Annotated in this window: 25 protein-coding genes; 9 read left to right on the top strand and 16 right to left on the bottom strand. The window is 57.1% G+C overall.

Translation table 11 applies throughout. The features are described from left to right. Position 1: 1 nt before the first annotated feature. Positions 2–1,045: a quinoprotein relay system zinc metallohydrolase 2 gene (locus tag F0155_RS08610; RefSeq protein WP_150524093.1), complete on the bottom strand. Its 1,044-nt coding sequence runs from the start codon at positions 1,043–1,045 to the stop codon at positions 2–4. A gap of 379 nt (positions 1,046–1,424) precedes the next feature. On the opposite strand from F0155_RS08610, the gene F0155_RS08605 reads away from it, so the two are divergent. Further along, the gene (locus F0155_RS08605) at positions 1,425–2,201 is read left to right on the top strand and encodes a quinoprotein dehydrogenase-associated SoxYZ-like carrier (RefSeq protein ID WP_150524092.1); all 777 of its coding nucleotides are present in this window, start codon (positions 1,425–1,427) and stop codon (positions 2,199–2,201) included. A gap of 113 nt (positions 2,202–2,314) precedes the next feature. Here the strand turns inward: F0155_RS08605 and F0155_RS08600 are convergent, their stop codons facing one another. Both F0155_RS08600 and F0155_RS08595 read right to left on the bottom strand, forming a co-directional pair. Further along, positions 2,315–2,701 (bottom strand): hypothetical protein, encoded by a 387-nt coding sequence (locus F0155_RS08600; RefSeq protein ID WP_244303486.1) that lies wholly within the window; start codon positions 2,699–2,701, stop codon positions 2,315–2,317. Next, positions 2,702–3,367, bottom strand: a complete 666-nt coding sequence (locus tag F0155_RS08595) for a hypothetical protein (protein ID WP_208999192.1) — start codon at positions 3,365–3,367, stop codon at positions 2,702–2,704. It lies immediately after the preceding gene. Positions 3,368–3,666: 299 nt separating this feature from the next. Here F0155_RS08595 and F0155_RS08590 point away from each other — a divergent pair, with 299 nt between their 5' ends. After that, positions 3,667–4,467 (top strand): hypothetical protein, encoded by an 801-nt coding sequence (locus F0155_RS08590; RefSeq protein WP_192913783.1) that lies wholly within the window; start codon positions 3,667–3,669, stop codon positions 4,465–4,467. Between the two features lie 12 nt (positions 4,468–4,479). Here F0155_RS08590 and F0155_RS08585 read toward each other — a convergent pair whose 3' ends face one another. From F0155_RS08585 to F0155_RS08555, 7 genes are read right to left on the bottom strand one after another with little or no spacing between them, the layout of a single operon-like run. Then, positions 4,480–5,265, bottom strand: coding sequence for a crotonase/enoyl-CoA hydratase family protein (locus tag F0155_RS08585; RefSeq protein WP_150524091.1), 786 nt, complete (start codon positions 5,263–5,265; stop codon positions 4,480–4,482). Next, entirely contained in the window at positions 5,262–6,122 is an 861-nt protein-coding gene (locus F0155_RS08580) for a hydroxymethylglutaryl-CoA lyase (RefSeq protein WP_150524090.1), read from the bottom strand. Before F0155_RS08580 ends, F0155_RS08585 begins: the two co-directional genes overlap by 4 nt. Positions 6,123–6,124: 2 nt before the next feature. Beyond that, the gene (locus F0155_RS08575) at positions 6,125–7,768 is read right to left on the bottom strand and encodes an acyl-CoA synthetase (protein ID WP_204934414.1); all 1,644 of its coding nucleotides are present in this window, start codon (positions 7,766–7,768) and stop codon (positions 6,125–6,127) included. Further along, on the bottom strand, positions 7,752–9,746 hold the full coding sequence (locus tag F0155_RS08570; protein WP_150524089.1) for an acetyl-CoA carboxylase biotin carboxylase subunit: 1,995 nt from the start codon (positions 9,744–9,746) through the stop codon (positions 7,752–7,754). Before F0155_RS08570 ends, F0155_RS08575 begins: the two co-directional genes overlap by 17 nt. After that, entirely contained in the window at positions 9,746–10,168 is a 423-nt protein-coding gene (locus F0155_RS08565; RefSeq protein ID WP_150524088.1) for an ASCH domain-containing protein, read from the bottom strand. The genes F0155_RS08570 and F0155_RS08565 overlap by 1 nt, the downstream gene beginning before the upstream one ends. A 4-nt stretch (positions 10,169–10,172) precedes the next feature. Further along, on the bottom strand, positions 10,173–11,780 hold the full coding sequence (locus tag F0155_RS08560; protein WP_150524087.1) for a carboxyl transferase domain-containing protein: 1,608 nt from the start codon (positions 11,778–11,780) through the stop codon (positions 10,173–10,175). Continuing rightward, positions 11,777–12,415 carry a TetR/AcrR family transcriptional regulator gene (locus F0155_RS08555; RefSeq protein ID WP_150524086.1) on the bottom strand — a complete coding sequence of 213 codons (639 nt, stop codon included), beginning with the start codon at positions 12,413–12,415 and terminating at the stop codon, positions 11,777–11,779. The genes F0155_RS08560 and F0155_RS08555 overlap by 4 nt, the downstream gene beginning before the upstream one ends. A 179-nt stretch (positions 12,416–12,594) precedes the next feature. Here F0155_RS08555 and ppk2 point away from each other — a divergent pair, with 179 nt between their 5' ends. Then, positions 12,595–13,503, top strand: a complete 909-nt coding sequence (ppk2, locus tag F0155_RS08550) for a polyphosphate kinase 2 (protein WP_150524085.1) — start codon at positions 12,595–12,597, stop codon at positions 13,501–13,503. A gap of 43 nt (positions 13,504–13,546) precedes the next feature. Next, positions 13,547–14,554 (top strand): Gfo/Idh/MocA family protein, encoded by a 1,008-nt coding sequence (locus tag F0155_RS08545; protein ID WP_150524084.1) that lies wholly within the window; start codon positions 13,547–13,549, stop codon positions 14,552–14,554. Positions 14,555–14,606: 52 nt separating this feature from the next. On the opposite strand, the gene infC is transcribed toward F0155_RS08545, so the two are convergent. Continuing rightward, positions 14,607–15,146, bottom strand: a complete 540-nt coding sequence (infC, locus tag F0155_RS08540) for a translation initiation factor IF-3 (protein WP_150524083.1) — start codon at positions 15,144–15,146, stop codon at positions 14,607–14,609. 302 nt (positions 15,147–15,448) lie between these two features. Between infC and F0155_RS08535 the strand changes: the two genes are divergently transcribed. Further along, entirely contained in the window at positions 15,449–15,940 is a 492-nt protein-coding gene (locus F0155_RS08535) for a translation initiation factor IF-3 (protein ID WP_150524082.1), read from the top strand. Here F0155_RS08535 and F0155_RS08530 read toward each other — a convergent pair. Next, positions 15,937–16,329 carry a YkvA family protein gene (locus F0155_RS08530; protein WP_150524081.1) on the bottom strand — a complete coding sequence of 131 codons (393 nt, stop codon included), beginning with the start codon at positions 16,327–16,329 and terminating at the stop codon, positions 15,937–15,939. The two genes, F0155_RS08535 and F0155_RS08530, sit on opposite strands and share 4 nt — an antisense overlap. A gap of 247 nt (positions 16,330–16,576) precedes the next feature. Then, positions 16,577–18,265, bottom strand: a complete 1,689-nt coding sequence (locus tag F0155_RS08525; RefSeq protein WP_192913782.1) for an acyl-CoA dehydrogenase family protein — start codon at positions 18,263–18,265, stop codon at positions 16,577–16,579. A 166-nt stretch (positions 18,266–18,431) separates the two neighbouring features. Here F0155_RS08525 and F0155_RS08520 point away from each other — a divergent pair, with 166 nt between their 5' ends. Next, positions 18,432–19,283, top strand: coding sequence for a YihY/virulence factor BrkB family protein (locus F0155_RS08520; protein ID WP_150524080.1), 852 nt, complete (start codon positions 18,432–18,434; stop codon positions 19,281–19,283). A gap of 13 nt (positions 19,284–19,296) precedes the next feature. Here F0155_RS08520 and F0155_RS08515 read toward each other — a convergent pair whose 3' ends face one another. Then, positions 19,297–20,163 carry a DMT family transporter gene (locus F0155_RS08515; RefSeq protein ID WP_208999191.1) on the bottom strand — a complete coding sequence of 289 codons (867 nt, stop codon included), beginning with the start codon at positions 20,161–20,163 and terminating at the stop codon, positions 19,297–19,299. 51 nt (positions 20,164–20,214) lie between these two features. Here F0155_RS08515 and F0155_RS08510 point away from each other — a divergent pair, with 51 nt between their 5' ends. Together F0155_RS08510 and F0155_RS08505 are read left to right on the top strand one after the other, a co-directional pair. Further along, positions 20,215–22,323 carry a methyl-accepting chemotaxis protein gene (locus F0155_RS08510; protein ID WP_208999190.1) on the top strand — a complete coding sequence of 703 codons (2,109 nt, stop codon included), beginning with the start codon at positions 20,215–20,217 and terminating at the stop codon, positions 22,321–22,323. A gap of 153 nt (positions 22,324–22,476) precedes the next feature. After that, positions 22,477–23,661 carry an NAD(P)/FAD-dependent oxidoreductase gene (locus F0155_RS08505; protein ID WP_150524079.1) on the top strand — a complete coding sequence of 395 codons (1,185 nt, stop codon included), beginning with the start codon at positions 22,477–22,479 and terminating at the stop codon, positions 23,659–23,661. Positions 23,662–23,722: 61 nt separating this feature from the next. On the opposite strand, the gene F0155_RS08500 is transcribed toward F0155_RS08505, so the two are convergent. Together F0155_RS08500 and F0155_RS08495 are read right to left on the bottom strand one after the other, a co-directional pair. Next, positions 23,723–25,138 (bottom strand): uracil-xanthine permease family protein, encoded by a 1,416-nt coding sequence (locus tag F0155_RS08500; RefSeq protein WP_150524078.1) that lies wholly within the window; start codon positions 25,136–25,138, stop codon positions 23,723–23,725. 170 nt (positions 25,139–25,308) lie between these two features. After that, the gene (locus F0155_RS08495; RefSeq protein WP_150524077.1) at positions 25,309–26,106 is read right to left on the bottom strand and encodes an alpha/beta fold hydrolase; all 798 of its coding nucleotides are present in this window, start codon (positions 26,104–26,106) and stop codon (positions 25,309–25,311) included. Positions 26,107–26,323: 217 nt separating this feature from the next. Here F0155_RS08495 and F0155_RS08490 point away from each other — a divergent pair, with 217 nt between their 5' ends. Beyond that, positions 26,324–26,926, top strand: a complete 603-nt coding sequence (locus F0155_RS08490) for a L,D-transpeptidase (RefSeq protein WP_150524076.1) — start codon at positions 26,324–26,326, stop codon at positions 26,924–26,926. Position 26,927 lies beyond the last annotated feature (1 nt).

The raw sequence follows: 26,927 nt of genomic DNA, 5'->3' as shown, positions 1-26,927 counted from the left end.
CCTATTCCCATTCCAGTTCGGTATAGGCGACCGTGGCGTTTCGGGTGTTGAACAGCTCAAACAGGGCCCACTTGTCGGCCTCGGATCGCCCGATGTGTTCGACGGCGTCACCGATCCGCTCGCCGTGTTTCAGCGCTGTGCGTGTGTCCGTCTCAAGGACCTCCAGATAGTGCTGCAACGGATTGGTTCCCTCTGAAACGCTCAGCACCGGACCTCCGTGTCCGGGAACCAGATTTTGAATATTTGCGGTTTTTTGAATGTTGGCGAGGACGGTCTGCCAACCCTTGAGCGAGCCGTCGAGCGCAGGGGCATGGTCATGGAAGACGAGGTCACCGCTGAAAAACGTTGAGGACTTTTCGTCGAAGACGGTGACATCTGTCGCCGTATGAGCATTCGGCCAGAAAGTGAGGGTAAGCCTCCGGCCTCCAAGATCGATGACCGGCTCTGCCGATTCTATGGATGGTATGCTGGTCCCGATGAAGCCGGGGTTTCCGATAAGATCTGAAAACCCTGCCAGATAGGCTTCCTGCCTGTCCTGCAGGGCTCGCTGCAGATTGGGGTGTCCGACGATCCGGGCGCCGCTTTCTGCAAAAACACTGGCACCGAAAACGTGATCAGGGTGCATGTGGGTCAGGATGACGTGGCTGACCGGAAGGGGACTGAGCGACGTTACGGCCCGGTAAAGGTCCTCACCAATGGCCCGGGAGCCACCACTGTCTATGACTGCGATCGAAGTCTCTCCAATGACGACGCCAATGTTGGAAACGTTTCCTTTATTGCTGGCAGAGGGTTCTTCAATCAGGCCTTTGGCGACAAAGACTCCGTCAGAGACCTTTGAAAGCGCGAGGCCAGGCCCTGCTGATCTGCAAAACGGGGCTTGCGGGGCGATCAGACGTTTTTCTGCGAGGGTGCCCTGTAACAGGGCCGCGCCCTTCAAGGCCGCTTCGCAGAGAGCCTTGCTTTGATGCTGCTCGCCTGCCAGCAACTGAACCCGGCACGTGTCGGGCGAGTTGAGCAGGCACAGGGTTACAACGATTTCAAACATCTGTCGCGGTTAGCTTTTCTGTCAGTGATGAAGAGAGAATATTCGATTTCATTCAAATAGTTCTCCGACCTGGGTGGAGAAGCAATCGCTACCATTGGATCCATTGTTATAAATATCGTAACGGAATATTTATTTCTCTCAAATCAAGGCGTCGTGTAGTTTGTTGTTTGAACAACAAAGCTTGCCTGAATACGAAGCGTCACAGTTGCTGCAGAAGTATATGCTGCAGTGCGGTGGCGTGAGGCCATTTTTATACATGGTCGGCGCGATTGGAGGGGAAATGATGTTTCAAAACAGCAGGTTCAGATCCGGTTTATCAGGCCTTGCGACCTGCACGGCCGTTGCTCTTTTCAGCGCAGTAGCAGCAGGAGGCTTTGTGATGCCGGAGCCCGTAAGGGCCGCTGACACGCGCCCCAATCCCCTGATTGACGAGGGAAGCTGGAGTGATCTTCGCACTGACATCATTGGTGACGTCACGCCCGCGGACGGTGAAGGTATCATCGACATTGATGCGCCATACCGGGCGCATGATGCTGCGACAGTCCCGATCACAATCCGCCAACCCGCCACGGGCGCACCCTTTGTAAAACATGCGAAGCTGGTGATTGACGAGAACCCGGCTCCTCTTGCGGCCGAAATGACATTTGGCTCGTCCATGTATCCGCTCGATATGGAGGTGCGGGTCCGCGTCAACCAGTATTCGAATGTCCGCTTGATCGCCGATACGGATACTGGAGCGGTCATGAGCGGACGCTATGTAAAGGCGTCTGGCGGGTGTTCTGCGCCTGCCACCAAGGACCCCGAGCTTGCCTTGTCGACCATGGGGCAGATCCGTGCGAAGACATTGACCCCGAGAACGGAAGGGGTGAGCCAGAGGCGCGAGGCGCAGGTCATGATCCGCCACCCCAACTATTCCGGCCTGCAGCGGGATCAGGTGACTCAGCTTTTCATTGCTGCCCATTTTGTCAGCCACATCGAGGTCAAGCAGGGGGATGAAACCCTGTTCACGGTCGATGGTGGCATTTCGCTGTCTGAAAATCCGGTATTCCGGTTTGCCTATAATGATGATGGTTCCGAGACCTTCACCATCATTGCCGAAGATACGGACGGCAATGTCTGGCAAGAGGTGATCCCGAAAGACAGTTCTGCCAGTTGAGGTCAGCTCAGGCGGATCGTCCAGGCGATCCAGGTCAGGTCCAGACATGAGCGAGAAGGCGCGGTCAAGCAGGCTGCGCCTTTTGGTTTTCTGGCAACCTTCATGATTTTAAATCAGAAACAGAGAATGTCGGCTTCCGCCTGTGCGCGGCGCAAGTCTGCCACGATGGATTTTGTCGTTGCAGCGGTTCTGAAGATGGACATGCGCTCACCGCCCACCAGCTGAAGCGAGAGAACCGTCTCTGCCTCAACGTATTTGTCATAGGGGATGATTGAAGCGATCACGTCAATTGAGCAGGAGCAGCGGCGCAGCACATCCCGGCTTTGTCCGTTGGATACCATGCAGCCGAATACATAGTCGGCGCGCGCTTCTGTTGGATAGTCGTTATAGGCAGGCTTCAGGTCTTCGGCAGATGCGCCGGAAAGGCCAAGCGCGCAGAAGGCGGCAAGAAGCGTGGCTCGCAGAAAGGTGCTGTTTCGCCCATTGATGTCAGCATGCATCTACTTCGTTCCCTCAAAAGGCTGAAGGACAATTTCGTTGGAATACACGTCATTGCCCGTCCCGGCCTTGAGCGAATGATACCATCCGGGGATCTGATCCGACATGGTGATTGTCAGAGCAAGATTTTCAAAACCGCGCATCTTGGCCCGATTGGGGTCATCCCGGAAGGGGGACAGCGTGACAGACTTTGCCTGGACCTGTTTGCCCTGATACTCGACTTCGACATCTTCGACCGGGGCGTCTTCAATCAGGGAGGCTTTCACCCTATTGCGTATGTAGAACGGACTTCCTCCCGCGGTCCCGGCCATGTCCCGGACCACTGTTTCCACGAAATACATGATCATGGGGTTGCCGACATTGGCCGGAAACTCTCCGATCTTGCGATGTTTTTCCTTCTGCAGAAACTCCAGATGGGCCATGTCATTTTCGGCAAAGCTGAGATTGATGGTTCCCGTGCTGGTGTCGGCAAGTTCCTGGTTCTGCGGTGCGACGGTGGTGCGTTGATAGGCCAACACCGAATTTCGGGAAATTCCATCGAGTGTCCCGGTCTTGAAGATCAGGTCATAGGGCTGGTCTGCTTGACCGGGTGAGGCAAGAAAAACGCACAACACACCAAGCAGCGCCAGGTTCAGCAGGCCGACCGTCAATGTCTGAAGTTGCTTCATCTTTTCCTCTTGATCCATATGTCCCGGGGTATTGCCCCTTCGGGAAAACTGCTGCCATCAAACGTATTGAAGCCGTGCAATGAGAGTCACTGCAGACTTTTGTCGATGTTTTGGCAGTGAACGACTGACGAACCCACTTGGGAAGTCAAGAATGCGTGTATTATCCAGCCGCTCTGCTTGACCCTCACTCTGTTCCCACGCTCAAATACGATAAGGGGCGATTCAATCGTCTGCGGGAACAAAAAGCCAGGTTCGGTACTTTGGGCAAGGTTGCGAAAATCGAACTGTTGAGACGGCTGGTGCCGCTGTTTCTCGCGGTGCTGGGGCTTGTCGGTCTCATCACCTTCATGACACCTTTCACCTCTCTGGTTTGTCTGGCGACGGCAATCGGTGTCTATGCCGCAACACCGCAGCCCAAACCTCCAGCAGGTGTAATCCAACCCGAAGCAAGTCCACCCGTGTGGATGACCGACCTGATCGGTTATACGGTTGGCATTCCACTCTTCACGATGGCCCTTGTCGGTCTGACCTATGGCGACCGCATGATCGGTGCCTGGACCGGACTTCTGGCCTTTCCGGCTTGTTTTTGTCTGCCGATCTTTCTGATTGCCATTCGCCAGAAGACCAGCTGGGTCCGGTTCTTCGGCAACGGGTTTGAGTTTGCCGAGATGGGGTTGAAAACCCGCGTTCGTTATGTGGATCTGGAAAGCGCAGTGGTGCGCGAATGGCAAACGGGCAACGCCTTTGTTCGTGCGCTGGGGTCGCTAGGCTTCATGTCGCGTCAGAAGGTTGCCTTGTTGTCCGGTTCAGACCACAGCCGCACGCTTGTGTTTACCCGGAAAGACGGAACCCAGTTAGCGGTCTCTTCCGAAGTGATACCGGACCTTCAACGAGTACTCATCGGCATGGACAGGGCCGGGGTGGAACTGCCGCACGGGTTTGGCGAGCGCGAGCGTGTGAAGATCCGCAAGAAGCGGGAGCGGATGTATCGCCAGAGCGAAGTCCCGCAAGAGGCCCTGAGCCCGAGGGAACAGGCCAAGAAGATTGCAGCGCTTCTTGACCAGTCCAAGTTTGGTCACCTCAAGGGCGAAGGCAGCTGAGGCTACGTTTCGTCACTTCACCCAGTTCGGTTTGCGCTTGTCGAAGAACGCCGAAATGCCTTCCCGGGCCTCCGGTGTTTCCCATGTGTCGGCCAGCCGCCGGATCGTGTCGTCGATCACTGCGTCCGAGATCGTCGGGCCCAGGGAACGCGCCAGGGCCTTGGAAGCTGCAACTGCGGCAGGCGCCGCGCCGAGATAGGGCTTGATTTCCCGCTCGATGGCTTCGTCAAGCTCTGTTGCTGAAACAACCTTTGCCACCAGATCAAGTTCCCGCGCTTCTTCTGCGCCGAAAATCCGCGCCGACATGAAGACGCGCCGTGCCTTGCCTTCGCCCATGCGGGCCAGAACATAAGGGCTGATGGTCGCCGGAATGAGCCCAAGGCGCACTTCCGTCAGGCCGAATTTCGCCGCATCGACTGCGACCACTGTATCGCAAACGCTCATCATGCCAATGCCGCCGCCAAAGGCCTGACCCTGCACCCGGCCGATCAGCGGCTTTTCAAGCTCATTGAGTGCGCGAAGCATCATCGCCAACTTGCGAGCTTCCGACATGCGGGTTTCGCGATCCGCGTGGAACTGTTCGCGCATCCAGCCAAGGTCTCCCCCAGCGCAAAAGCTCTCGCCGGTTCCGGTCAGCACCACCGCGCGGATGGTTGTGTCGGCATTGATTTGTCCCGCCGCAACCGTCAGCTCATTGATCATCCGAGCGGAGAGGGAGTTGTGTTTTTCGGGCCGGTTGAGCGACAAGAGCGCAACGCCGCGGTCGTCCGTGGTCAACGTGATCGTTTCAAAGCTCATGCGCTGTCACTCCGCAAGGACCGCGCAAAGGCGGCGACACTTGTCAGTTTCTCCAGGTCAATGCCGGTTTCAAACCCTTTTGAGGTCAAAAGGCCGGCAACGGCTTCCGTTGCTACATTGCCCTTGGCGCCCGGTGCATACGGGCACCCTCCAAGGCCGCCGACCGCGGCATCAAAGGTTCTGAGCCCCTTTTCGAGGCTGACCTCGATATTCTCCAGCGCGCGGCCCTTGGTGTCGTGATAGTGACCGGCCAGCTTGTCTGCCGGAACTTCATTCAGGACAGCATCCAGCATACGGGCAATGGTTTCCGGCGTTCCTGCCCCAATCGTGTCACCGAGCGAGATTTCGTAACAGCCGAGCCGATACATGATCCCTGCCACGCGGGCGACTTCCGCCGGGTCGGTGGGGCCGTCATAGGGACAGTCCGTGACACAGGACACATAGCCGCGCACGGCAAGCTCGTCGTGGCGCGCCTTGTCGATCAAGGGCTTGAATCGCTCAATGCTCTCGTCGATCGAGCAATTGATGTTCTTCTTCGAAAACCCTTCTGAGGCAGAGCCAAAGACAGCCACTTCGTCCGCTGACACCTTGCGGGCAGCGGTGTAACCCTTCACGTTCGGGGTCAGGACCGCATAGCAAATTGCGGGGTGGCGGTAGATGCCTTCCATGACCTCGGTCGCGTCGGCCATCTGGGGCACCCATTTCGGGCTTACGAAACTGGTCACCTCGATCTTGCGAAAGCCGCAGTCCGACAGTCGATCCACCAATCTGATCTTGTCTTCGGTCGGAACGAAAACCTTCTCGTTCTGCAGGCCGTCGCGCGGACCCATCTCAAAAATCGTGACAAAATCGGACATGGTTAGTCGGCTTTCTTTTCTTCAGCAGCACGGGCGCGCAGTTCGCGGCGGATCACCTTGCCAGTCGTGGTCATGGGAAGGGCATCAACGAATGCAACTTCGCGCGGGTATTCGTGGGCGGCGAGCCGCGTTTTCACAAACTCGGCAATTTCCCGCTCCAGGGGTTCGCTCGCCTCATGCCCCTGTTTCAAGACGACATAGGCTTTCACGATTTCCGTGCGCTGGGGATCAGGCTTGCCCACCACGCCCGCCATGGCGACGGCAGGGTGTTTCAGGAGGCAGTCTTCGATTTCCCCCGGACCGATGCGATAACCGGAGGACGTGATGACATCGTCATCGCGCCCGACAAAGCGGATCCAACCGTCATCGTCCATCACACCGGTATCACCGGTCAAAAGCCAGTCGCCCGCGAATTTCCTCGCCGTTGCGTCCTCGTTGTTCCAATAGCCAAGGAACATAACCGGGTCGGGGCGTTTGACGGCGATGTTTCCTTGTTCGCCTCTGGGCAGTTCGACACCCTTGTCGTCGACGATTGCAAGCGTATGTCCGGGAGCAGCGCGGCCCATGATGCCGGGCCGACCCTCCATGATCTTCGCGCAGCTGGAAACGATCATGTTGCACTCGGTCTGGCCATAGAACTCATTGATTGTCAGGCCGAAGGTCTTGCGGCCCCAACTGATCAGCTCTGCGCCAAGGGTCTCGCCGCCAGAAGCAACGGACCGCAGGTCCAGCGACCAGCGCTCTTGCGGATTGTCCACTTGCCGCATCATTTTCAGCGCGGTTGGCGGCAGGAACGTGTTGCGGATCTTCTGATCCTGCAGCAGCTGGAAAGCCGCTTCCGCGGTAAATTTTTTGAATCGGCAGGCGACGACAGGAACACCGAGATAAAGCGCTGGCATCAAGACATCCAGCAAGCCGCCGATCCAGGCCCAATCCGCCGGGGTCCAGATACGATCACCGGGTTGGCCGAGAAAGTCGTGGCTCATCTCGACGCCGGGAAGGTGGCCCAGCAGAACCCGGTGAGCGTGCAGCGCCCCCTTCGGCTGGCCGGTTGTCCCGGATGTGTAGATGATGATTGCGGGATCATCCGCGCGCGTTTCGACCGGTGTGAACTCTACCGGCGCGTTACTCATGGCCACGTGGAGGTCTTCCGCGCTGTCGCGGGCGCCGTCAGCGCACAACACGACTTTGAGGTCCGGCAACTCGCCGCGCAGGGCAGCGATTTTCCGGGCGCCTGCTGCGTCCGTGACAACGGCCTTGGCGCTGGAGTTCTGCAGGCGATAAAGCAACGCCTCTTCGCCAAACAGGGTGAAGAGCGGGATGGTAATCGCGCCCATCTTGAGGGCCGCAATGTGTGTAAAGGCGGTTTCGGGACGCTGGGGCATCAAGACGCCAACCCGGTCGCCCGGCGCAATGCCCCGACTTGCCAGAAGATTGGCAAGTCGGTTCGATTTTTCTTTCAGATCGCCATAAGTCAGCCTTGTGACGGGGCCGTCTTCTTCGGCGTAAATGAGGGCTTCCCGGTCAGGATCCCGCTCTGCCCAGTCATCACAAATGGCTGTCCCGATGTTGAACTTCTCGGGAAAAGTCCATTTGAACTGTCCGATCAGCTCGCCATAAGTGCCCGCGTCAGGAAGCAGTCTCATTCTCGGTCTCCAGGGCAAGCAGAACCGTTCCGTCCAGAACCTGTTCACCCGCATTTGCCATGACTTCCGCGATGATGCCGTCACGCGGGGCCTTCAGGGTATGCTCCATCTTCATCGCTTCCAGAATGACAAGTGGTTGGTCCTTCTTGACCGCTTCACCTGCCTTCGCGCTCAACACCTTCACGAGGCCGGGCATTGGCGCAATAATCTGGTCGCCCGCTTCGCAGCCGTCATCGTCGGCCGTCATGATATCGGGCAAGGTGGCGGTAAAGGCGTGTCCATTGAGGAAGACTGTGAGCTCCGATCCGGTCTGGACAACCACTGCCGATGTGCGGCCACCCTCACGCTCGAAGGTGATTTTCGGGCCTTCAATGGCGATCAGGCTGTAGGTTGCGGGTTGTTCTCCCACATGAACTGAGAACCGCTTCTCGCCCAGCACCTGCACCTCGACATCGCGGCGCTCGCCGCCGATCTCCAGAAGGGCGAATTGCCGGGACGCGCTCCAGATCCGCCATCCGGCGAGCGTGTCGAACGGGTCGTCGCTCTTGGCCGGATGCGTCAGTCCGAGCGCTGTCAGGGCAGCAAGGGCAAGTGCATCTTCCGGCATGTCCGGTTCGCTGATCAGGCTTTGCAGGTCGCGGTCAATCAGTCCGGTATCAACATCACCGGCTGCAAAGCCCTCATGTCTGCAAAGGGCGGCAAGGAAGCCCGCATTGGTGACACAACCGGCCACTTCCGTTGCCTCAAGGCTTGCCAGCAATTTTCCAAGGGCGGCCTCACGGGTTTGGCCATGGACGATCACCTTGGCGATCATCGGGTCGTAGTAGGGGCTGATTTCGTCGCCGGGGCGGACTCCGCTGTCAACGCGTGCCAGAGTTTCCGGCAGGTTCAAATGCGTGAGTGTGCCGATGGCGGGCAGGAAGCCCTTCGGGGCATCTTCTGCATAAAGGCGGGCTTCAAACGCATGGCCTGAGAAGGTGATCTCGTCCTGCATTTTGGGCAAGGGCTTGCCGCTGGCAACGAGCAGCTGCCACTCGACAAGGTCCTCGCCGGTGATCATTTCCGTAACCGGGTGCTCCACCTGAAGTCGGGTGTTCATTTCCATGAAATAGAACCGGTCCGCACGCAGGCCTTCCGAAACGTCGACAATGAACTCGATCGTGCCAGCCCCTGCATAGTCGATGGCCTGCGCCGCCTTCACGGCAGCCTCACCCATCGCCTTGCGCATGTCTTCGGGCATGCCGGGGGCTGGGGCTTCCTCGATTACCTTCTGGTGGCGACGTTGCAAGGAGCAGTCGCGTTCAAACAGGTGAACCGCATTGCCATGCTTGTCGCCGAAGACCTGAATCTCGATATGGCGGGGCTTTGCGACGTATTTTTCGATTAGGACACGGCCATCACCGAAACTTGCTTCCCCTTCGCGCTGGGCAGAGGAGAGCGCGCTCATGAACTCGTCTGGATGATCGACACGGCGCATACCCTTGCCGCCGCCTCCCGCACGGGCCTTGATGAGGACCGGATAACCGATCTTGCCGGCCTGGATCTTCAGGAAGCCTGCATCCTGCGTTTCCCGATGATAGCCGGGAACCACCGGAACTCCGGCCTTTTCCATCAGCGCCTTGGCGGCATCCTTCAGACCCATCGCCCGAATGGAGTTTGCGCTCGGTCCGATAAAGGTGATCCCTGCACGGTCGAGAGCATCGACGAAATTCGGGTTTTCGGACAGGAAGCCGTACCCGGGATGAACCGCTTCGGCGCCGCTCTTCTGGCAAATCTCGATGATTTTGTCGATCTTCAGATAGCTTTCGGCAACAGGCGCCGGACCGATGCGGTAGGCTTCGTCCGCCATGGCGACATGTTTTGACCCGGCATCGGCGTCCGAATAAACAGCCACGGTCTTGATGCCGAGGCGTTTGGCGGTTTCCATGACCCGACAGGCAATTTCGCCGCGGTTTGCAATCAGGATCTTCTTGAACATTATGCTGCTCCCTGCTGCAGGTCTTCAATCAGTTTGAACCGCTCGCAAATCAGTTCCATGTCTTCGCTGAAGCCACCATTGCGCTCGAAATAGGCCCGATGACCGGCCTGCCACGCTTCGAGGGTTTCGTTTTCCCCTTCGGCCAGCGCGAAGTCTGCATCCACCTCGCAAAAGCGGCGAATAGTCACCTCGACGGTCTCCATCACGAAGGCTGGTGTGCCGTCCCAGTTGAGGGAAATGTCCCGTCGCCCGACTATGGGCATCGGTGTGTCGGTCGAGGTGAATTCCTGCAAGGCGCCGCAGCTGGCCGTCTTTTTTCCGGAGCGAACGAGGGAGACAAGCTCGTCGCAAAGCTCTTTGCTATCACCAAAGGTGAAGGTCTGGGCGCCCGGATATTTGGCCTTGATGTCGTCTATCGTCATTGCATTACATCCGGAACAGGCCGAAGCGGGTGTCTTGGATCGGAGCGTTGAGGGCGGCGGAAAGCGAGAGGCCCAGAATGTCACGGGTTTTGCGCGGGTCGATGATGCCGTCATCCCAAAGGCGGGCCGTTGCGTAGAGCGGGTGACCCTGCTCCTCGAACTGGTCGATGATCGGCTGCTTGAAGGCGGTTTCCTCCTCCTTCGACCAGCTGCCACCCTTGCGCTCGATACCATCGCGGCGAACGGTGGCGAGAACGCCGGCGGCCTGTTCGCCGCCCATGACCGAAATGCGGGAGTTCGGCCAGGTCCACAGGAAGCGCGGATTGTAGGCGCGGCCGCACATGCCATAGTTGCCTGCCCCGAAGGAACCGCCGACCAACATGGTGATCTTCGGCACAGACGTGGTTGCAACGGCGGTCACCAGCTTGGCGCCATCCTTGGCAATGCCGCCGCTTTCATAGGTCCGTCCGACCATGAAGCCGGTGATGTTCTGCAGGAAGACCAGCGGGATCTTGCGCTGGGAGCAAAGCTCCACGAAATGCGCGCCCTTGACGGCACTTTCAGAGAAGAGAACGCCGTTATTGGCAACGATCCCGACCGGCATGCCATGGATATGGGCAAAGCCACAGACCAGTGTGGTGCCATAGCGCGCCTTGAATTCGTCAAAGCGGGACCCGTCCACGACACGGGCGATCACCTCGCGAATGTCATAAGGTGTTTTCAAATCTGCCGGAACAACGCCAAGGATTTCTTCCGGATCATAAAGCGGGTCTTCCGGGGTCTGCAGGGCGACATCGGGAAATTTTTCGCGATTGAGGTTGGCGACAGCCCGACGGGCAAGGGCGAGGGCATGGGCGTCGTCCTTGGCAAGGTGATCGGCAACACCCGAAAGGCGTGTGTGTACGTCGCCGCCGCCAAGATCCTCGGCGGTCACTTCTTCCCCGGTTGCCGCCTTCACGAGCGGAGGGCCGGCCAGAAAGATCGTGCCCTGGTTCTTGACGATGATGGTCTCATCGGACATCGCTGGAACATAGGCGCCACCTGCCGTGCAGGAGCCCATGACGACCGCGATCTGGGCGATGCCCTTGGCTGACATGTTGGCCTGATTGTAGAAAATCCGCCCGAAATGATCCTTGTCCGGAAAGACCTCGTCCTGATTGGGCAGGTTCGCGCCACCGGAATCGACCAGATAGATACAGGGAAGGTTGTTCTTCTCGGCGATTTCCTGCGCCCGAAGGTGTTTTTTCACCGAAAGCGGATAGTAGGTGCCGCCCTTTACGGTCGCGTCATTGGCGAGGATCATCACTTCCTGACCTTCGACACGTCCGATCCCTGCAATCATGCCGGCAGCAGGGGCCGCACCGTCATACATGCCGTGGGCTGCCATCATGCCGACTTCCAGAAACGGCGAGCCGGGATCGAGCAAGCGGGAGACACGTTCGCGCGGCAGGATCTTGCCACGGGAGACATGGCGCTCGCGGGCAACCTCGCCGCCGCCATTGAGGGCGGCTTGAGCAGCAGACTTGATTTCCGCCATCGCAGCTTCATGGGCTGCCTTGTTGGCGGTGAAGGCTTCACTGCGCGGGGACAGGCTGGATTTCAGGATGCTCATGACACCCGCTCTCCTATCGTCTTTGTGGAAGTGGTGTTGCCGACCGACCGCTGAACGAGGGCGGCATAAAGATCTTCGATTTCTCTCGGCCCCAGGGGGCCTCCGGGCTGATACCAGCTGGGAATGCCGGTCAGCATGGCAATGACTGCACGGGTGGCGACCTTGGCATCTTCGACCATGTACTGGTCGCTTGCGGCTCCCTGGTCCAGAATTTCTGTCAGTATCGCCTCATATCTACGCCGTTCTGCGCCCACGAGCTGGTAGTTTTCCGGCTCCAGATTGCGCAGCTCCATATAGGAGACGAAAACCTCATCCCGCTTTTCCATGTGATAGCGGATGTGGAAGCGCACAAAGGCATCTAGAGGATCGGTCTTCGCCGGAATTCTGGCCCGTTCTGCATCCCAGGACGAGATCAGGTCGTCCATATGCGCCAGCATGAGGTCCTTCAGGATGTCCTGTTTGGTGGGGAAGTGGTTGTAGAGCGCGCCGGGCTGAACCCCGACTTCCTGGGCGATTTGTCGGATGGAAACGGCAGCGTAGCCGTGCCGGGCAAACAGCTTGAGGGCCGCAGCGCGTACCCGGGCCGCGGTTTGGCTTCCCTTTGGCGTTTGTTGCCGTGCTGCTTCCAATGACATGCCCTCCGAAGTTGGGAGTAAAATAAATGAACGATCATTCATTTTCAATCACGAAATTCTCACCCACAGATTCGATTTGGCAGATGCGCACAGGGACGGCGGATTGTTAAAAAGATGTCACAATGTCAGGGTTCACAGGAAGCAGCTGGTGATTTGGCATTCCGGGAGGCGGGAACAGCATGGCGGACGACAGTGCACGCAGTTGGGTCGAGGCAGAATGGGAAGACAGCCTCGACGAAGAACTGGAAATGGAGATTGACGATTTTCTGGTCGCACGGGAACTCGCCTTCATTTCGGAGAAAAAGCACAGTTCCACGCTCGACCGGAAAGTTTATTTCTATGAGCTGCTGAGGCTGCAGGCCGAGCTGGTCAAGCTGCAGGACTGGGTCAAGCACACGAAGGAAAAGATCGTCATTGTCTTTGAGGGCCGCGACGCTGCGGGCAAGGGTGGTGTGATCAAGCGGATCATGCAGCGCATGGACCCGCGTGTGTGCCGCGTGGTCGCCCTGCCTGCGCCCACCGACCGAGAGAAATCGCAATGGTATTTCCAGCGTTACGTGCCACACCTGCCAGCGGGCGGTGAAATCGTGCTGTTTGATCGGTCCTGGTACAACCGGTCGGGCGTTGAACGGGTCATGGGTTTTGCGAACGAGGGGCAGGTAGAGGAATTCTTCCACGACGTGCCGGAGTTTGAGCGCATGCTCGTTCGCTCGGGAATTCGGCTTATCAAATACTGGTTCTCGATCACGGACGAGGAACAGCAGTTGCGCTTTCTCGTACGGGTGCATGACCCCTTGAAGCAGTGGAAGCTCTCGCCCATGGATCTTCAGTCCCGCGTTCGGTGGGAAGACTATACAAAGGCGAAGGAAGAAACGTTCGAGCGGACGAATATCCCGGAAGCGCCCTGGTTCATTGTGGAAGGCAACGACAAGAAGCGGGCCCGCCTCAACTGCATCGATCATTTCCTGTCGCTCATTCCCTATCACGAAATCCCGCATGATCACGTGACCCTGCCGGACCGGGTGTTCAATCCGGCCTATGAGCGCAAGGTGCTGCCGGAACATCTTTATGTTCCGCAGAAATATTGAGTGCCTCGATCATCCTACAGGTTTTCCGAAAGGCGTTGAAACCATGACGAAACAAATCCGATGGGGCATCCTGTCGACGGCGAAAATTGGGCGCCAGAAGGTCATCCCGGGTATTCGGCGGTCTCTAACGGGGATGGTTTCGGCCATCGCCTCGCGAAGCCCGGAGACGGCTGCCAAGGCGGCTGCAGAACTTGGCATCGACAAGGCTTTTGGCTCCTATGAGGAGCTGCTGGCCGATCCGGATATTGATGCGATCTACAATCCCTTGCCGAACCACATGCATGTGCCGTTGACCCTTCAGGCGGTCGCAGCCGGCAAGCATGTCCTTTGCGAAAAGCCGATTGCGCTGAACGCCGACGAAGCGCGGCAACTGCTGGCCTTGCCGAAGGGCCGGTTGGTGGCCGAGGGCTTCATGGTGCGCCATCATCCGCAATGGCTGCGGGCGCGCGAGATTGTTCGCTCTGGCGCGCTGGGCGACTTGCGGGTGATCCAGGGCTTTTTCAGCTACTTCAATGCAGACGCGGGCAATATTCGCAACAAGGCAGATATCGGCGGTGGGGCACTGCTGGATATCGGGTGCTACCCGATGGTTGCGGGGCGCTATTTCTTTGAAGACGAGCCCGTGCGGGTCATGTCGCTGATTGATCGGGATCCGGAGTTTGGAACGGATCGTCTTTCCAGTGCTCTTATGGATTTTGGCAAGGGGCGACGACTGGAGTTCACCGTTTCGACGCAGCTGGTTCCCTATCAGCGGGTAAACCTTCTGGGCACCAAGGGTCGGTTGGAGATCGTTGTGCCGTTCAATGCAGAGCAGCAGGGTGAGACGATCCTTCGCGTCGATAGTGGTGCGTCCCTCGGCGATGCATCTGTTGTGGAAGAGGTGATCGCGGCATCGGATCAATATGCAGAGCTGGTGGACAGTTTTGGCCGCGCCATTCTCGGGCAGGAGCCGCACTCCTATGGCCCTGAGGACGCCGTCCAGAACATGCGGATACTGGATGCGCTGTTTGCATCCGAAGCAACAGGCGGCTGGGTCAACCTATCCAGCTGAAACAAAAAACCCCGCCGTTGGCGGGGTTTTTCAAATGCATTTGAAAAATGCCTTATTTGATTGGCGCGAGGACCATCACCATCTGACGGCCTTCGAGCTTTGGAGCAGATTCCACCTTTGCAATTTCGGTGGTTTCTTCACGCACCTTGTTCAGCAACTTCATGCCGAGATCCTGGTGGGCCATTTCGCGTCCACGAAAACGAAGGGTTACCTTCACCTTGTCGCCGTCATTGAAGAACCGCAGCATGCTCTTCATCTTCACCTCATAATCATGGGTGTCGATGTTCGGACGCATCTTGATCTCCTTGATCTCGACGGTCTTCTGCTTCTTGCGAGTCTCTGCGGCTTTCTTTTGAGCTTGGTACTTGTACCGGCCGTAGTCCAGAATCTTGCAGACAGGCGGTTGAGCGTTCGGTTGAATCTCGACGAGGTCCAGACCAGCGCCCATGGCGATGTCCATAGCTTCCTCTGTCGAAACGATCCCGCGGTTTGCACCTTCGTGATCGATCAATTGCACTTCGCGAACGCGAATCTCTTGGTTTGTGCGCGGACCTTCCTTTACCGGAGGCGGGGCGCGGAACGGACGACGAATGGTCGGTATCTCCTCTATGGTTCAAATGCGTGGTCACGTCATATCTATTCGGAATGCACAAAAACCCTCGTGCGCAAGCGCCGAGGCGTTTATGTGACCTTGAGCTGAGTGGCCATATCTAAAAATCAAGCTTATGCGGGCAAAAGTCAACTGGTAATAGCCTTGGTTCGCGCCGCAATCGTGCTGGAACTCGTCGATTTTCGGTGCCTTCGGGATGCCGGGGTGCATTTGCTGTCCTCGGGCTTTACCTGTGAGGCTATCGTTGTTAGGCAGGATGAGCCTAACCCTTGGGAGCCTTGACAATGACGAACAATTCACCGGTCGGGGCCCCTGCATTCTCCTTTTCCGGGCTGCGGCTGTTCTTCCAGCTTTTGCGTGTGGCGGCAGGATTTGTCTGTGCCGTCCTGACTTTCGGCTTTTTTCTGGCTTGGGGCTATTTCGGCAAGATTGGGCCTGATACGGATCCGGTCGAGATTGCCGCTTTGGTGTCCACCGGTGCCTTTGCAGCCAGTGCGATTGGCGGGATGGCCTTTTTTCCAGCTCTTGTCGCCATCGGTGTAGCGGAAGTGCTGCGTCTGAAGGGCATGCTCATGCATGTAGGTGTTGCGGGCATGCTTGCCTTTGCCATCTGGACTGTGGGTCATTCCATGACCGCAGATGTCGGTCTGCGCCCCGGGACGACAGTTGTTCTGGCAGGCGGTTTCATGGCCGGTTTTATCTACTGGATGATTGCCGGGAGGCTGTCCGGGTGCTGGATCGTGAATCCCCCGACGCAAGAGAGGCCAGAAAGCTAGTCGTTTTGCGGATCTGACAGGACATCTTCCTTCAGGGTCTCGCGCGCCAGATCGATATGTTCCGGGCGAATATGTCCCCGGATCATGGCAATGGTTGCCATCAAGACCGTGGCGTCGTCCCCAAATCCAAGGCCTAGGATGAAATCGGGCACAACGTCCAGCGGCAGAACGAAATAGGCAAGCGCCGCGAGAATGGTGCCACGCACCTTGGCCGGGGTCGAAGGGTCTAGAGCACAGTAATATCCTGCCACAACATCTTCCATGAAGGGGATTTGACGTGCGGCCCTTCGGGCTGTTCCCAGAAGTTTCTGGCGAACAGATTTTTTCTGATCTTCTTCCTTGCCGAGGATTTCCGGATCAAAGCCAATCTTGTCAAAGGGTGATGTCATGGTGCCCCAGGGTTTGTTGCTTCTAGAGCACGTCTCGCATTTACTGAATCACTCGACGTGCTCTGAATCTTTGCTTTGGCGCATTTCCTGACGGCGAACCGGTATCCACTTCGCCTGGAAATGCTCTAGAAAAGATAGGAACACCCTGGGTCAAATACAATTGGTTGTTCTTTCAGGCCCTGAATTGAAGAAGGCCAGCCGGTGATCGGCTGGCCCTTGATTTTGGCTTTCTGGGTTGTCTTCTCGATCAATCCAGCGCGCGGGTTTCCAGAATGCGTCGGGCGATGACCTGTGCCTGTATTTCCGCGGCGCCTTCAAAGATGTTCAGAATGCGGGCATCGCAAAGAACGCGCGACACCGCATATTCCAGAGCAAAGCCGTTGCCGCCGTGAATTTGCAGCGCGTTGTCGGCTGCAGCCCATGCGACGCGTGCACCCAGAAGCTTGGCCATACCGGCTTCCAGATCGCAGCGGCGGCCGGAATCCTTTTCCCATGCGGAGAAATAGGTCAACTGGCGGGCAATCATGACTTCCGTAGCCATCATGGCCAGCTTGTCGGCGACACGCGGAAACTCGATCAACGGCTTGGCAAACTGGATGCGGTCCTCTGCATAACGCAGGCCAAGGTCCAGTGCGGATTGTGCAACGCCAAGGGCACGGGCAGCAGTCTGAATGCGTGCGCCTTCAAAGGTCTGCATCAGCTGCTTGAAGCCCTGACCTTCCACGCCGCCAAGGAGGTTCTCGTCCTTCACCTCGAAATTGTCGAAGGCGATTTCGTATTCCTTCATGCCGCGATAGCCGAGGACCTCGATTTCTCCGCCGCTCATGCCTTCTGCCGGGAACGGGGTCTCGTCATCGCCGCGCGGTTTCTCCGCGATGAACATCGAAAGGCCCTTGTAACCGGGCTCATCCGGGTTCGTGCGGGTCAAGAGCGTCATGATGTCGGCGCGGACCGGGTGGGTGATCCAGGTCTTGTTGCCGGAGACCTTCCAGACATCGCCGTCCTTGACCGCACGGGTCTTAAGGGACGCAAGGTCAGACCCTGTGTTCGGTTCGGTGAAAACGGCAGTCGGCAGAACTTCGCCTGATGCAATCAGTGGCAACCACTTTTGCTTTTGCTCTTCGGTGCCCCCGCACAGGATCAGTTCTGCCGCGATTTCCGAGCGGGTTCCAAGTGAGCCGACACCGATATAGGCGCGGGACAGTTCCTCGGAGACAACGCACATGGCTTCCTTGCCGAGCCCCAGACCGCCATATTCCTCCGGGATCGTGAGGCCGAACACACCCAGTTCCGACATCTGGCTGATGACGTCGAGGGGGATATATTCATTTTTCAAATGCCACTCATGGGCATTCGGCGTCACCATTTCCTCGGCAAATCGACGCATCTCGTTGCGGATCTGCTCCATGGTTTCGTCGAGGCCAGTCGCGCCGAAGGTGGATTCGCCTGCCTTGTGGCGGATCAATTCGGCAATACGACCCCGGATCGCCGGGGTATTGCCTGCGGCGATCAGTTCCTCGATTGCCGCCGTTCGGGCTGAAGCCTGATCCGCTGCCGGGACGCCGAGATCTGACAGGCGGACAAACTCGCCCTGGTTCATCGGAATGCCGCCGAAGATCTGGGCGAGATACTCGGCAAACCCGAGGCGCACCAGGAGATCTTCCAGTTCCCCATAGGCGTCCTGCTCGGCAAGACGGTCGGCATAGGCATGCATCTGGCGAAGGGATTCGACATAGGTCGCGAGCCACGCCAGGCCGTGTGTCGCCCGCTGTTCACGCTCCATTGCCGAAGAGGAGAGGCGGCCATCGACCGTCACCATGGCCCGAACTTGCCGCGTTGCGGTATCAAGCAGGGCCTCGATGCTCACCAATGCGCTGGCGGTCAGGTCTTGCAAGGTTTCCCCGGTCTTCGGAGCCGTTGCAGCGGCAGTGGACATGAGGCGTCTCCGTTTTCATTTGTTTCGCGCAAGGCGTCTTTTCGGCAGGTATGTTGCGTTGCAGCAGGTCGTTTGTCGAGCCCCCATTTGTACTTCTTTTGGATGAAGTGCCGTTGGCGGAGGTGTAGAACTTGACCTTTGCGTCCTAACGTTTTCACATCACGACATGATTTGGAGACAGACACTGACCCCCGCCTACTTGGTCCTGAAGGATGCGCTTGGCCATTTCGTCAATGATGACGGCTATGCGATGGCGAGCCATGTGGCCCTGTCGGCCTTGCTTGCGGTTTTCCCGCTTCTGATCTTCATCGCCGCACTGGCCGGGTTCATGGGCTTCAATGATGCGGCGGACCGCGCGTCCAATCTGGTCTTCGATGCATGGCCGGAAAATGTCGCCAAGCCGCTCGTCGATGAGATCCATCGTGTTCTCACCGTGCCGCGAGGCGATCTATTGACTTTTGGTGCGGTGGCGGCGCTGTGGTTTGCGTCCAATGGGGTGGAAGCGATGCGGGCTGCGCTGAACCGGGCCTATCGCCAGCAGGAACGGCGGTCTTTCATCATCCTGAGACTGCAATCCCTCGGGCTTGTGATACTCGGCTCTGTCGTTCTGATTGCCTACACGTTCCTGGTTGTCCTTGCGCCGCTGGCGATCAATGCTCTTGTGAGCTGGATGCCTGCGGTCGAGGACTTTCTTGTGACGATTGATGTGGCGCGCTACTCGATCGCCGGATCGCTATTGACCTTTGGCCTTGTATTTACCCATTGGATCCTGCCGTCCGGGGACCGCAGGTTTCGTGATCTTCTTCCCGGTGTTGTGGCGACGCTGGTCATGTGGATGGTCGCAGGGGCCGTCTTTGGCGCCTATCTGGCAAAGTTTGCCAACTATGTGACCACATATGGTGGCCTCGCCGGGGTCATGTCGGCGGTGGTGTTTCTCTATATCTGCGCGCTGGTCTTTATTCTCGGCGGAGAGCTGAATGCCTCGCTGATCCGGCTTCGCAAGATTGCGTCGAACTGACTGACTTTTGCCGTTACGCCGGTGTTCGGCGAAAGCGGATCCTGATCAATAGAACAGCTGCTACAACAAGTGCCATGCCTGCAAGCTGCATGATGGACAGGGTTTCTCCAAACAGGAAATAGCTCTCGATCGATGTGGCGACGGGCACAAGATAGAAAAGCGACGCGACCTGTGAGACGGCACCCTGTCGGATAAGGAACATCAGCAGCAGGATTGCGCCGATGGACAAGACCAGCACCAACCATGCGATTGCGAAAATGAACTGACCGCTCCAGATCACTTGCCAGCTTTCGAACAGGCTCAGGGGCAAGGTGACTGCAATCGCGCCAATGTATTGCCAGAAGGTCGCTGCCAGCAAATCGGTATTTGGCACAAATCGTTTCTGATAGACGGTCCCGATGCTGATCGCCAGAACGGCGATAAAGACTGCCAGAACGGTTACGGGGTTGATGCCCGAGCCGGTGACCGCAATCTTCGGGCCCAGAACAAGGAAAAGTCCAAACCCGCCGATTGCCAGTCCGATCCAGTGTTTGAACTCGATCCGCTCCTTGAGGAGAAAGGCCGCGGTGACTGCGCTGAGGACCGGTTGAAGCCCAACGACAATAGCGCTTGCGCCTGCGGGCATGCCTTCATCAATCGCCCAGAAAACACCTCCAAGATAAATGCCGTGCACCAGTGAACCAATGAAGATGCAGTGCAGGATCTGCGAGGTTTCTCTTGGCCATTTGACATCTACCCACCAGCAGATCGCAGCCAGAATCGGCAACACGGCCATGAAGCGGATGGAGAGGAAAACCATCGGGTCGGCATAGGGCGCTCCCAGCTTCGAGCCTATGAAACCGGTGGACCAAAGAATGACAAAGAGTGCCGGCGCAAGCATTGCTAGATTTTTCAATATTCTACTACTCTTGCTGATGCGAGTTCATCATTCATGTCGAATTTGGTTCGTTTGTTAATAAAAATTTCGATATTTATGCGGAACTATTGTCTTAGTCGAAGCATCCAACATTCGAATAGGCAAGGGCTACGGAACATGTTTAACACATTAAAATCGCCTTTTCGTATTATTTCCGACTTTTCTGTAAAAGTTAGAATTCTTACATTGAGTTTTGTCACGGTATTCGGTTTATTGGCAATTGGCGGTGTGTTTTTCTGGAGTCAATCTCAGCTTAACTCTGCGTTTTTGCGAATGGACGAGAGCTCGGAAATTGCAGATGCAGTCTCTGAACTCTTGGCGGCCGCAACGTCTCTTCAACAAACCGAACGAGATTACCTAGTTACACCTTCGGCAGGCTCTGTCCAGGATTTTGAGCAGCGTCTCGGTCAGGTGCGTGAGAAGTTGGCTCATCTTGCCAAAAGGGACGCGGCTGTCCGCTACAAAGACGAGATTTCCGGACTTGCAAATATGCTGGCCAGCGTCGAAGAGACGTTTGGCAGTCTGGACGCCGTCCAACAAGAAATTGGTTACACCAAGGCTGAAGGACTGCGTCTGGTGCTGGCGGAAACCGCAGGCGCAGTGAAATCTCGTCTCTATGATGAAATGAAATTTGGTGGAGGACCGGATTTCGAAAAGTTGGCGCGGGCCATTCTCGTTGTCCAACTGGCAGAAAAGGAATTCATGCTAAACCGCACCGCGGGGGCCATCGAACAGTTCAACATCGAGTTTGCCGCGTTCGAAAAACTCCTCAAGAAGGTTTATATTTCGGACAAGATCAAGGATGAACTGCGCACCAACATGGTGACTTACAAGGCAACATTCGAAACATATACGACTTCTGCTGCAATCTCCGCCTCTCATACCGAGGAACTGACAACGCTGTTCGAAAATGTTCCGCCGCGCATCGCGATCCTCAATGGCGCGGCAACGAGCCTTCAATCAGATACAGCATCAAACCTCGAGCAAATGCGCAACATCGCGGCCTTTGCCATTGGTGGAGCCATTCTTGCCTTGCTGTGCCTTCTTCCTGCCATTGCCTTGATGATCGGTCGATCAATTGCCCGTCCGCTTGGCAGACTGCAGGAAGCGATGGAGAAATTGGCGGCAGGAAATACCGAGATCGATGTGCCCATTCTGTCTGGAAAGTCGGAACTTGCGGCCATTAGCCGGACGGTTCAAGTGTTCAAGGAAAATGCTATTGAGCGCATGCGTCTTGCCCAATCTCAATCCGAAGAAAACGAGCAAAGGTCGCAGCGTGTAGCGAGGCTGGAGGATTTGATAGCCGGTTTCGAGACAACTGTTTTCAATGCGCTGGACAATCTTGATCGGTCAAATGACGAACTGCGCCAGACATCTCAGTCGATGGAGCAGTCGGCCGACGATGTTGCCGACCAATCCATGAATGCAGAAGATGCAATGCGGACCGCAGCCGAGAATGTTCTGGCAGCTTCGCGCTCGGCAGAAGACCTCTCCCAATCGATTTCTGATATCACTGGTCAAACGCGCAAATCGACCGTGGTGGCACAACAGGCGGCCCAGAGCGCGTCTACGACCGTGAATACAATGCGGGAGCTTTCCGGCGCTGCTGAGCGGATAGGGGAGGTCATGGGCCTGATCCGGGATATTGCCAATCAGACCAATCTCCTCGCCTTGAATGCCACGATTGAGGCTGCTCGGGCAGGGGAAGCCGGCAAGGGGTTTGCAGTGGTGGCTGCGGAGGTCAAGCAGCTGGCCGATCAGACGTCTCGTGCAACGGAGGATATCGCCCAGCAGATTGAGGCGATCCAGGGCTCGTCCACACAGGCAGTTGGAGCCATCGAAGAAGTCAGCCGGATTATCGAGGAAATGGAAACACTTGCATCTGCTGTTGCCTCTGCGGTTGAGCAGCAGGATCTCGCTGTTCAGGCCATTAATGAAAATGTGACAACTGCCGCAAATCGCTCAGATGAAGGAGCTTCCAGAATGGGCACGATCGGTTCTGCCGCAAACCTTGCGAGACAAAATGGCGCCGAGGTGGACACACTGGCCGGTACGTTAAGCGAGCAGGGTGTCTTGATCCGTCAAGAGGTGTCAACTTTCCTTCAAGGGGTCAGGAGCGCCTGATTTCTCCGACAGAGCCATGTCAACTTTTAAAAGATAAGAACCCATCTTTTGAGGTTGGTATAGCGTTCATCAGGCAGATGACATTTCGTCATCTGGCCTGATGTTGTTCTTCGTGCTACCCACTGACTGTTGAGCACGAAGAAAGCAGATTTCATGCATGATAGCGTTGTTATCGTGGGCGCAGGACAGGCTGGCGCTCAGGTCGCACAATCCCTGCGTCAGGGTGGTTTTGAAGGTGCAATCCGGCTGATTGGCAATGAACCGCATCTGCCTTACCAGCGCCCGCCGCTTTCAAAGAAATTTCTGTCCGGCGATATCGGCGCGGACGGCCTCTGGTTGCGCCCACCTGCCTTTTATGAAACCCAGAACATCGATTTCATTCCGAATACGAACGTGGTCCGGATCGAACCTGCCAGCCGCCGCCTTGAATTGGCCAATGGAGATACGCTGGACTATGGCAAGCTGGTTCTGGCAACAGGAACAAGGGCACGCCAGATCCCGCTGAAAGGCGCAGAGCTGCCGGGTGTGCTGACCTTGCGCGGGATCGGCGATGTGGACCGCATCCGCCCGATGCTTCAGGACGGCCAGAACCTTGTGATCATTGGTGCCGGGTATATCGGCCTTGAGGTTGCAGCCGTTGCCCGAACCCTTGGCAAGACCGTGACCGTTGTCGAGGCGCAAGACCGTCCGTTGAAGCGGGTGGTTTCTCCCGAGATTTCCAGCTTCTTTTCCCAGCTTCATACGGCGCGCGGCGTTCAGCTGTTGCTGGATACCGGTGTCGACAGCCTGATTGGTGAGGACAAGGTGCGAAGCGTCAAACTGTCCTCGGGCAAGGAAATCCCTGCTGATGTCGTTTTGGTGGCTGTTGGCGCCGAGCCTAACGATACGCTTGCGCAGGCTGCCGGGCTTGATGTCGACAACGGCATTCTCGTCGATGGCGGCGGGGTAACCAGCGACCCGAACATTCTTGCTGCCGGCGATTGCACGCGGTTTTTCTCCGGCAGGTATGGGCGCTCTGTGCGCATGGAAAGCGTTCAGAATGCGATTGATCAGGCCAAGGTGGTTGCGCAGTCGATCCTCGGCGAGGAAGGTGATTATGACCCGCTGCCATGGTTCTGGTCGGACCAGTATGACATCAAGCTGCAGATCGCGGGGCTATCGGAAGGCTATGATCGGACGGTCCTGTCTGGCTCGATCGAGGACAACAAGTTCTTTGTCGCCTATTTGAAGGAAGATCGTCTCATCGCCGTTGACAGCGTCAATTCTCCGCGTTCGCACATGATGGCCCGCCGCGTGATCGGAGAAGTCTGGCGCGACGATCTTCTGCCAGCTGCCTAAATCGGATCTGAAAAGACACCTGAAAAAGAAACCCCGCCAGCAGTGGCGGGGTTTTGTTTTTTCAGCTCTTCTTTGTGCTGGCGTGACCGCCGGAGATTTCCTCCGTCTGATCTTCCCCCACATCTTCGGGAAGGATCAGGTTCAGCACGATGGCAAGGAAGGCGGCTGGCAGAAGGCCGGACGACAGCAGCACCTTCGCCGTACCCGGCAGATGCTGAAGCGCGCCGGGCTCCAGCTGAAGCCCGAGGCCGATGGAGAGCGAGACGGCGAAGATCACCATGTTGCGCCGGGTCCAGTTTACATCCGACAGCATGGACACACCGGCTGCGACGACCATGCCGAACATGACGATCACGCCACCGCCCAGAACCTCGATCGGAACGGTGGAGATGATGGCGCCGACTTTCGGAACCATGCCGGCAACAATCAGGAAAAGCGCCCCGATGGTGACGACGTGACGGCTCATGACGCCGGTCATGGCAATCAGGCCCACATTCTGGCTGAAGGATGTGTTTGGAAGCGCTCCGAACAGACCGGCTGCTGCGGTTCCCAATCCGTCTGCGAAAGTGGCACCGGAGATTTCCTTGTCGGTGGCTTCACGGCCAGCTCCACCCTTGGTGATGCCGGAGACGTCGCCAACGGTTTCAATCGCCGAAATGATCCCCATGAGACAGAAGCCGATGATGGCAGCAAATGAGAACTCGATGCCGAAATGCAGCGGGTTCGGAAGTGCGAACGATGCGGCGCGACCGACATTTGTAAAGCTGACCATGCCCATTGCAAACGCCACGACGTAGCCAACCAGCAGTCCGATCAGGACCGCTGATACTGACAGCATGCCACGGGCAAAGAATTTCAGCGCCAGCGTCACCACGATGACGACGATTGCGACAAACCAGTTCTGCAGGCTGCCATATTCTTCGGTGCCAATGGCGGGAACACCTCCCGCTGCATACTGGATGCCGACCTTGACCAGGGCCAGACCGATCATCGTGACGACGAGACCGGTGACAAGCGGCGGCAAGGCAAAACGGATCTTGCCGATGAACGGGGCAAGGCTGGCATGAAAGAGCCCGCCCACGACCACGCCGCCCATGAGGACGGCCATTGCATCAACGCCCTTGCCGGCAACGAGCGGTATCATGATGGGGATGAAGGCAAAGCTGGTGCCCTGCACGATGGGCAGACGGGCACCAACAGGCCCCGCGCCTATTGTCTGGAAGAGGGTAGCGATCCCGGCAAACAGCATCGACATCTGGATCATGTAGATGAGGTTCGGAAAGTCCGGTGAGTTGGACCCGAAACCAAAGCCTGCAGCTCCTGCAACAATGATTGCCGGCGTCACGTTGCTGACAAACATTGCAAGCACGTGCTGAATGCCAAGCGGGATTGCCTTTGCCAATGGCGGTGTATAGTTCGGATCCCGAAGCTGGGCAGCTGTGCCCAGTCCTGTATTCCCGTCACTTGTATTCGTCATATTGCCCCCCAAATCATCCGCACGATCCGACCCCCTATGTCGCATCAAGTTTTACGGATGTGAATTCTGACATTAGGCCAGCATTTTTAGTGTGAGCACAATGATCAAAGGGTAATTACCTTGGCGGTATGGGAAGAAACACTTTTAGGCAATTCTGTATAATGCCACGATTATTCAGTCGCGGCATTTTGCAGGATCAATCTTGCAACTTCATTCGGGACCTCCAGATGCGGCATGTGGCCGACCCGGTCGAATACGTGAGTTGCGATTGTTCCGGGGAGCTTGTGGGCCTGTCTGGTCGGAAGAACGCGGTCCTGTGTTCCCCAGATAACCTTTATCGGCATCGGCAGGTTGGCAATGTCGTTGACTGGCAGTGTTTTCTGCACGGAACCGTCCAGCAGTTCCTCGACAATGGCCTCAAGCGTTGCATTTGCACCAGGACGCAGACGTTCTTCTGCAGCTGTCTTGGCGAGGAACTTAGGCAACCTGAATTCCCAACCGAAAAACTGTTCCAGCAGGATTTCCATCAGGTCGGCATCGCTGACAGAGGCGTAGCGGCGAAGAAGCTTGTGATTTATTTCCGGCCCAAAGCCGCCCGGAGCAAGGAGCGTGAGGCTCGCAATACGCTCGGGCTGCTGGAGGGCAGCAACAGCCGCCGCCGCCCCGCCCATTGAATGGCCGACGAGGTGGATCCGTTCCAACTGAAGGGCCTCAAGCGATTGCAGGGCGGCCTTTGCCGCAACACCTGCATTGCCGACCACAGGCCAGTCCAGCGCCTTGCCATGACCGGGAAGGTCAAAGGCAAGCGAGCGCTTCTTCGCAGAAAGCGCGGTCTGAATATGCGTGAAACCCTGATGATCCCCTCCAAACCCATGCAGAAGAACGACCGGTGCACCCGAATCCGCCTGCTGGCTGGCTTGTTCGCGAAAGGGCAGGATCGTTTTGGGGTTTGGGCGAAGGTCGGTCATTGGTTTCCTGAACATGGTATGAGTTGGAACAAGACTTATTTTTCCGGCGCTTGATCTGCAACTGTTGTCTGAACGATTTGTGACGATCACCGCCATTGCGGTCAGTTTCAGTGCCGCACTGTTCAAATCTTCCCGTTCCGTTATATGCAATGGCACCGCTGCCGGTTGATCCGCGCAGTGATTCCAGCAACCGATCTGATACCGAAGGGCTTTCCTGATGGTTCGTTCACTTTCGTGGTTTCTTTGTCTGATTGTCGCGCTGACCCTTGCTGTTCCATCCAGCGCGCAGTCAGGCTTTTTCGATCCCAATACCCGGCAATGGGTCGAGTACAAGTTGACGCCGGAAGCGGCTGGCAAGATTGCCCGCCAGAAATACCAGCGCAAGCTGGTGAGTTATCGCACGGACGCCGAACCCGGCACGATCATCGTCGATACGAAGAAGCGCTGGCTCTATCACGTCCAGCCGGGCGGCAAGGCGATGCGGTACGGCATTGGCGTCGGCAAGGATGGGTTTACCTGGAAAGGGACCGAGCGCATTACGGCCAAGAAAAAGTGGCCGGGCTGGACGCCGCCTCCGGAAATGATCGTTCGTGAGCGCAAGAAAGGCCGGAACCTGCCGTCCCATATGCCGGGTGGGCCCAAGAACCCGCTGGGCGCCAGGGCGCTCTATCTGGGCAACACGATCTACCGCATTCACGGCACCAATGAGGACTGGTCGATCGGGCGCGCCGTTTCCTCCGGCTGCATCCGTATGCTCAACGAGGATGTCGAACACCTCTATGAGAATGTGAAGATCGGCACTTCCGTGAAAGTGCTCTGAC

The organism is Roseibium sediminis, assembly GCF_008711325.1.
GTDB lineage: Bacteria > Pseudomonadota > Alphaproteobacteria > Rhizobiales > Stappiaceae > Roseibium > Roseibium sediminis.
Note: the sequence above shows the minus strand (reverse complement) of the source record. Positions and strands in the feature narration are given on the sequence as shown.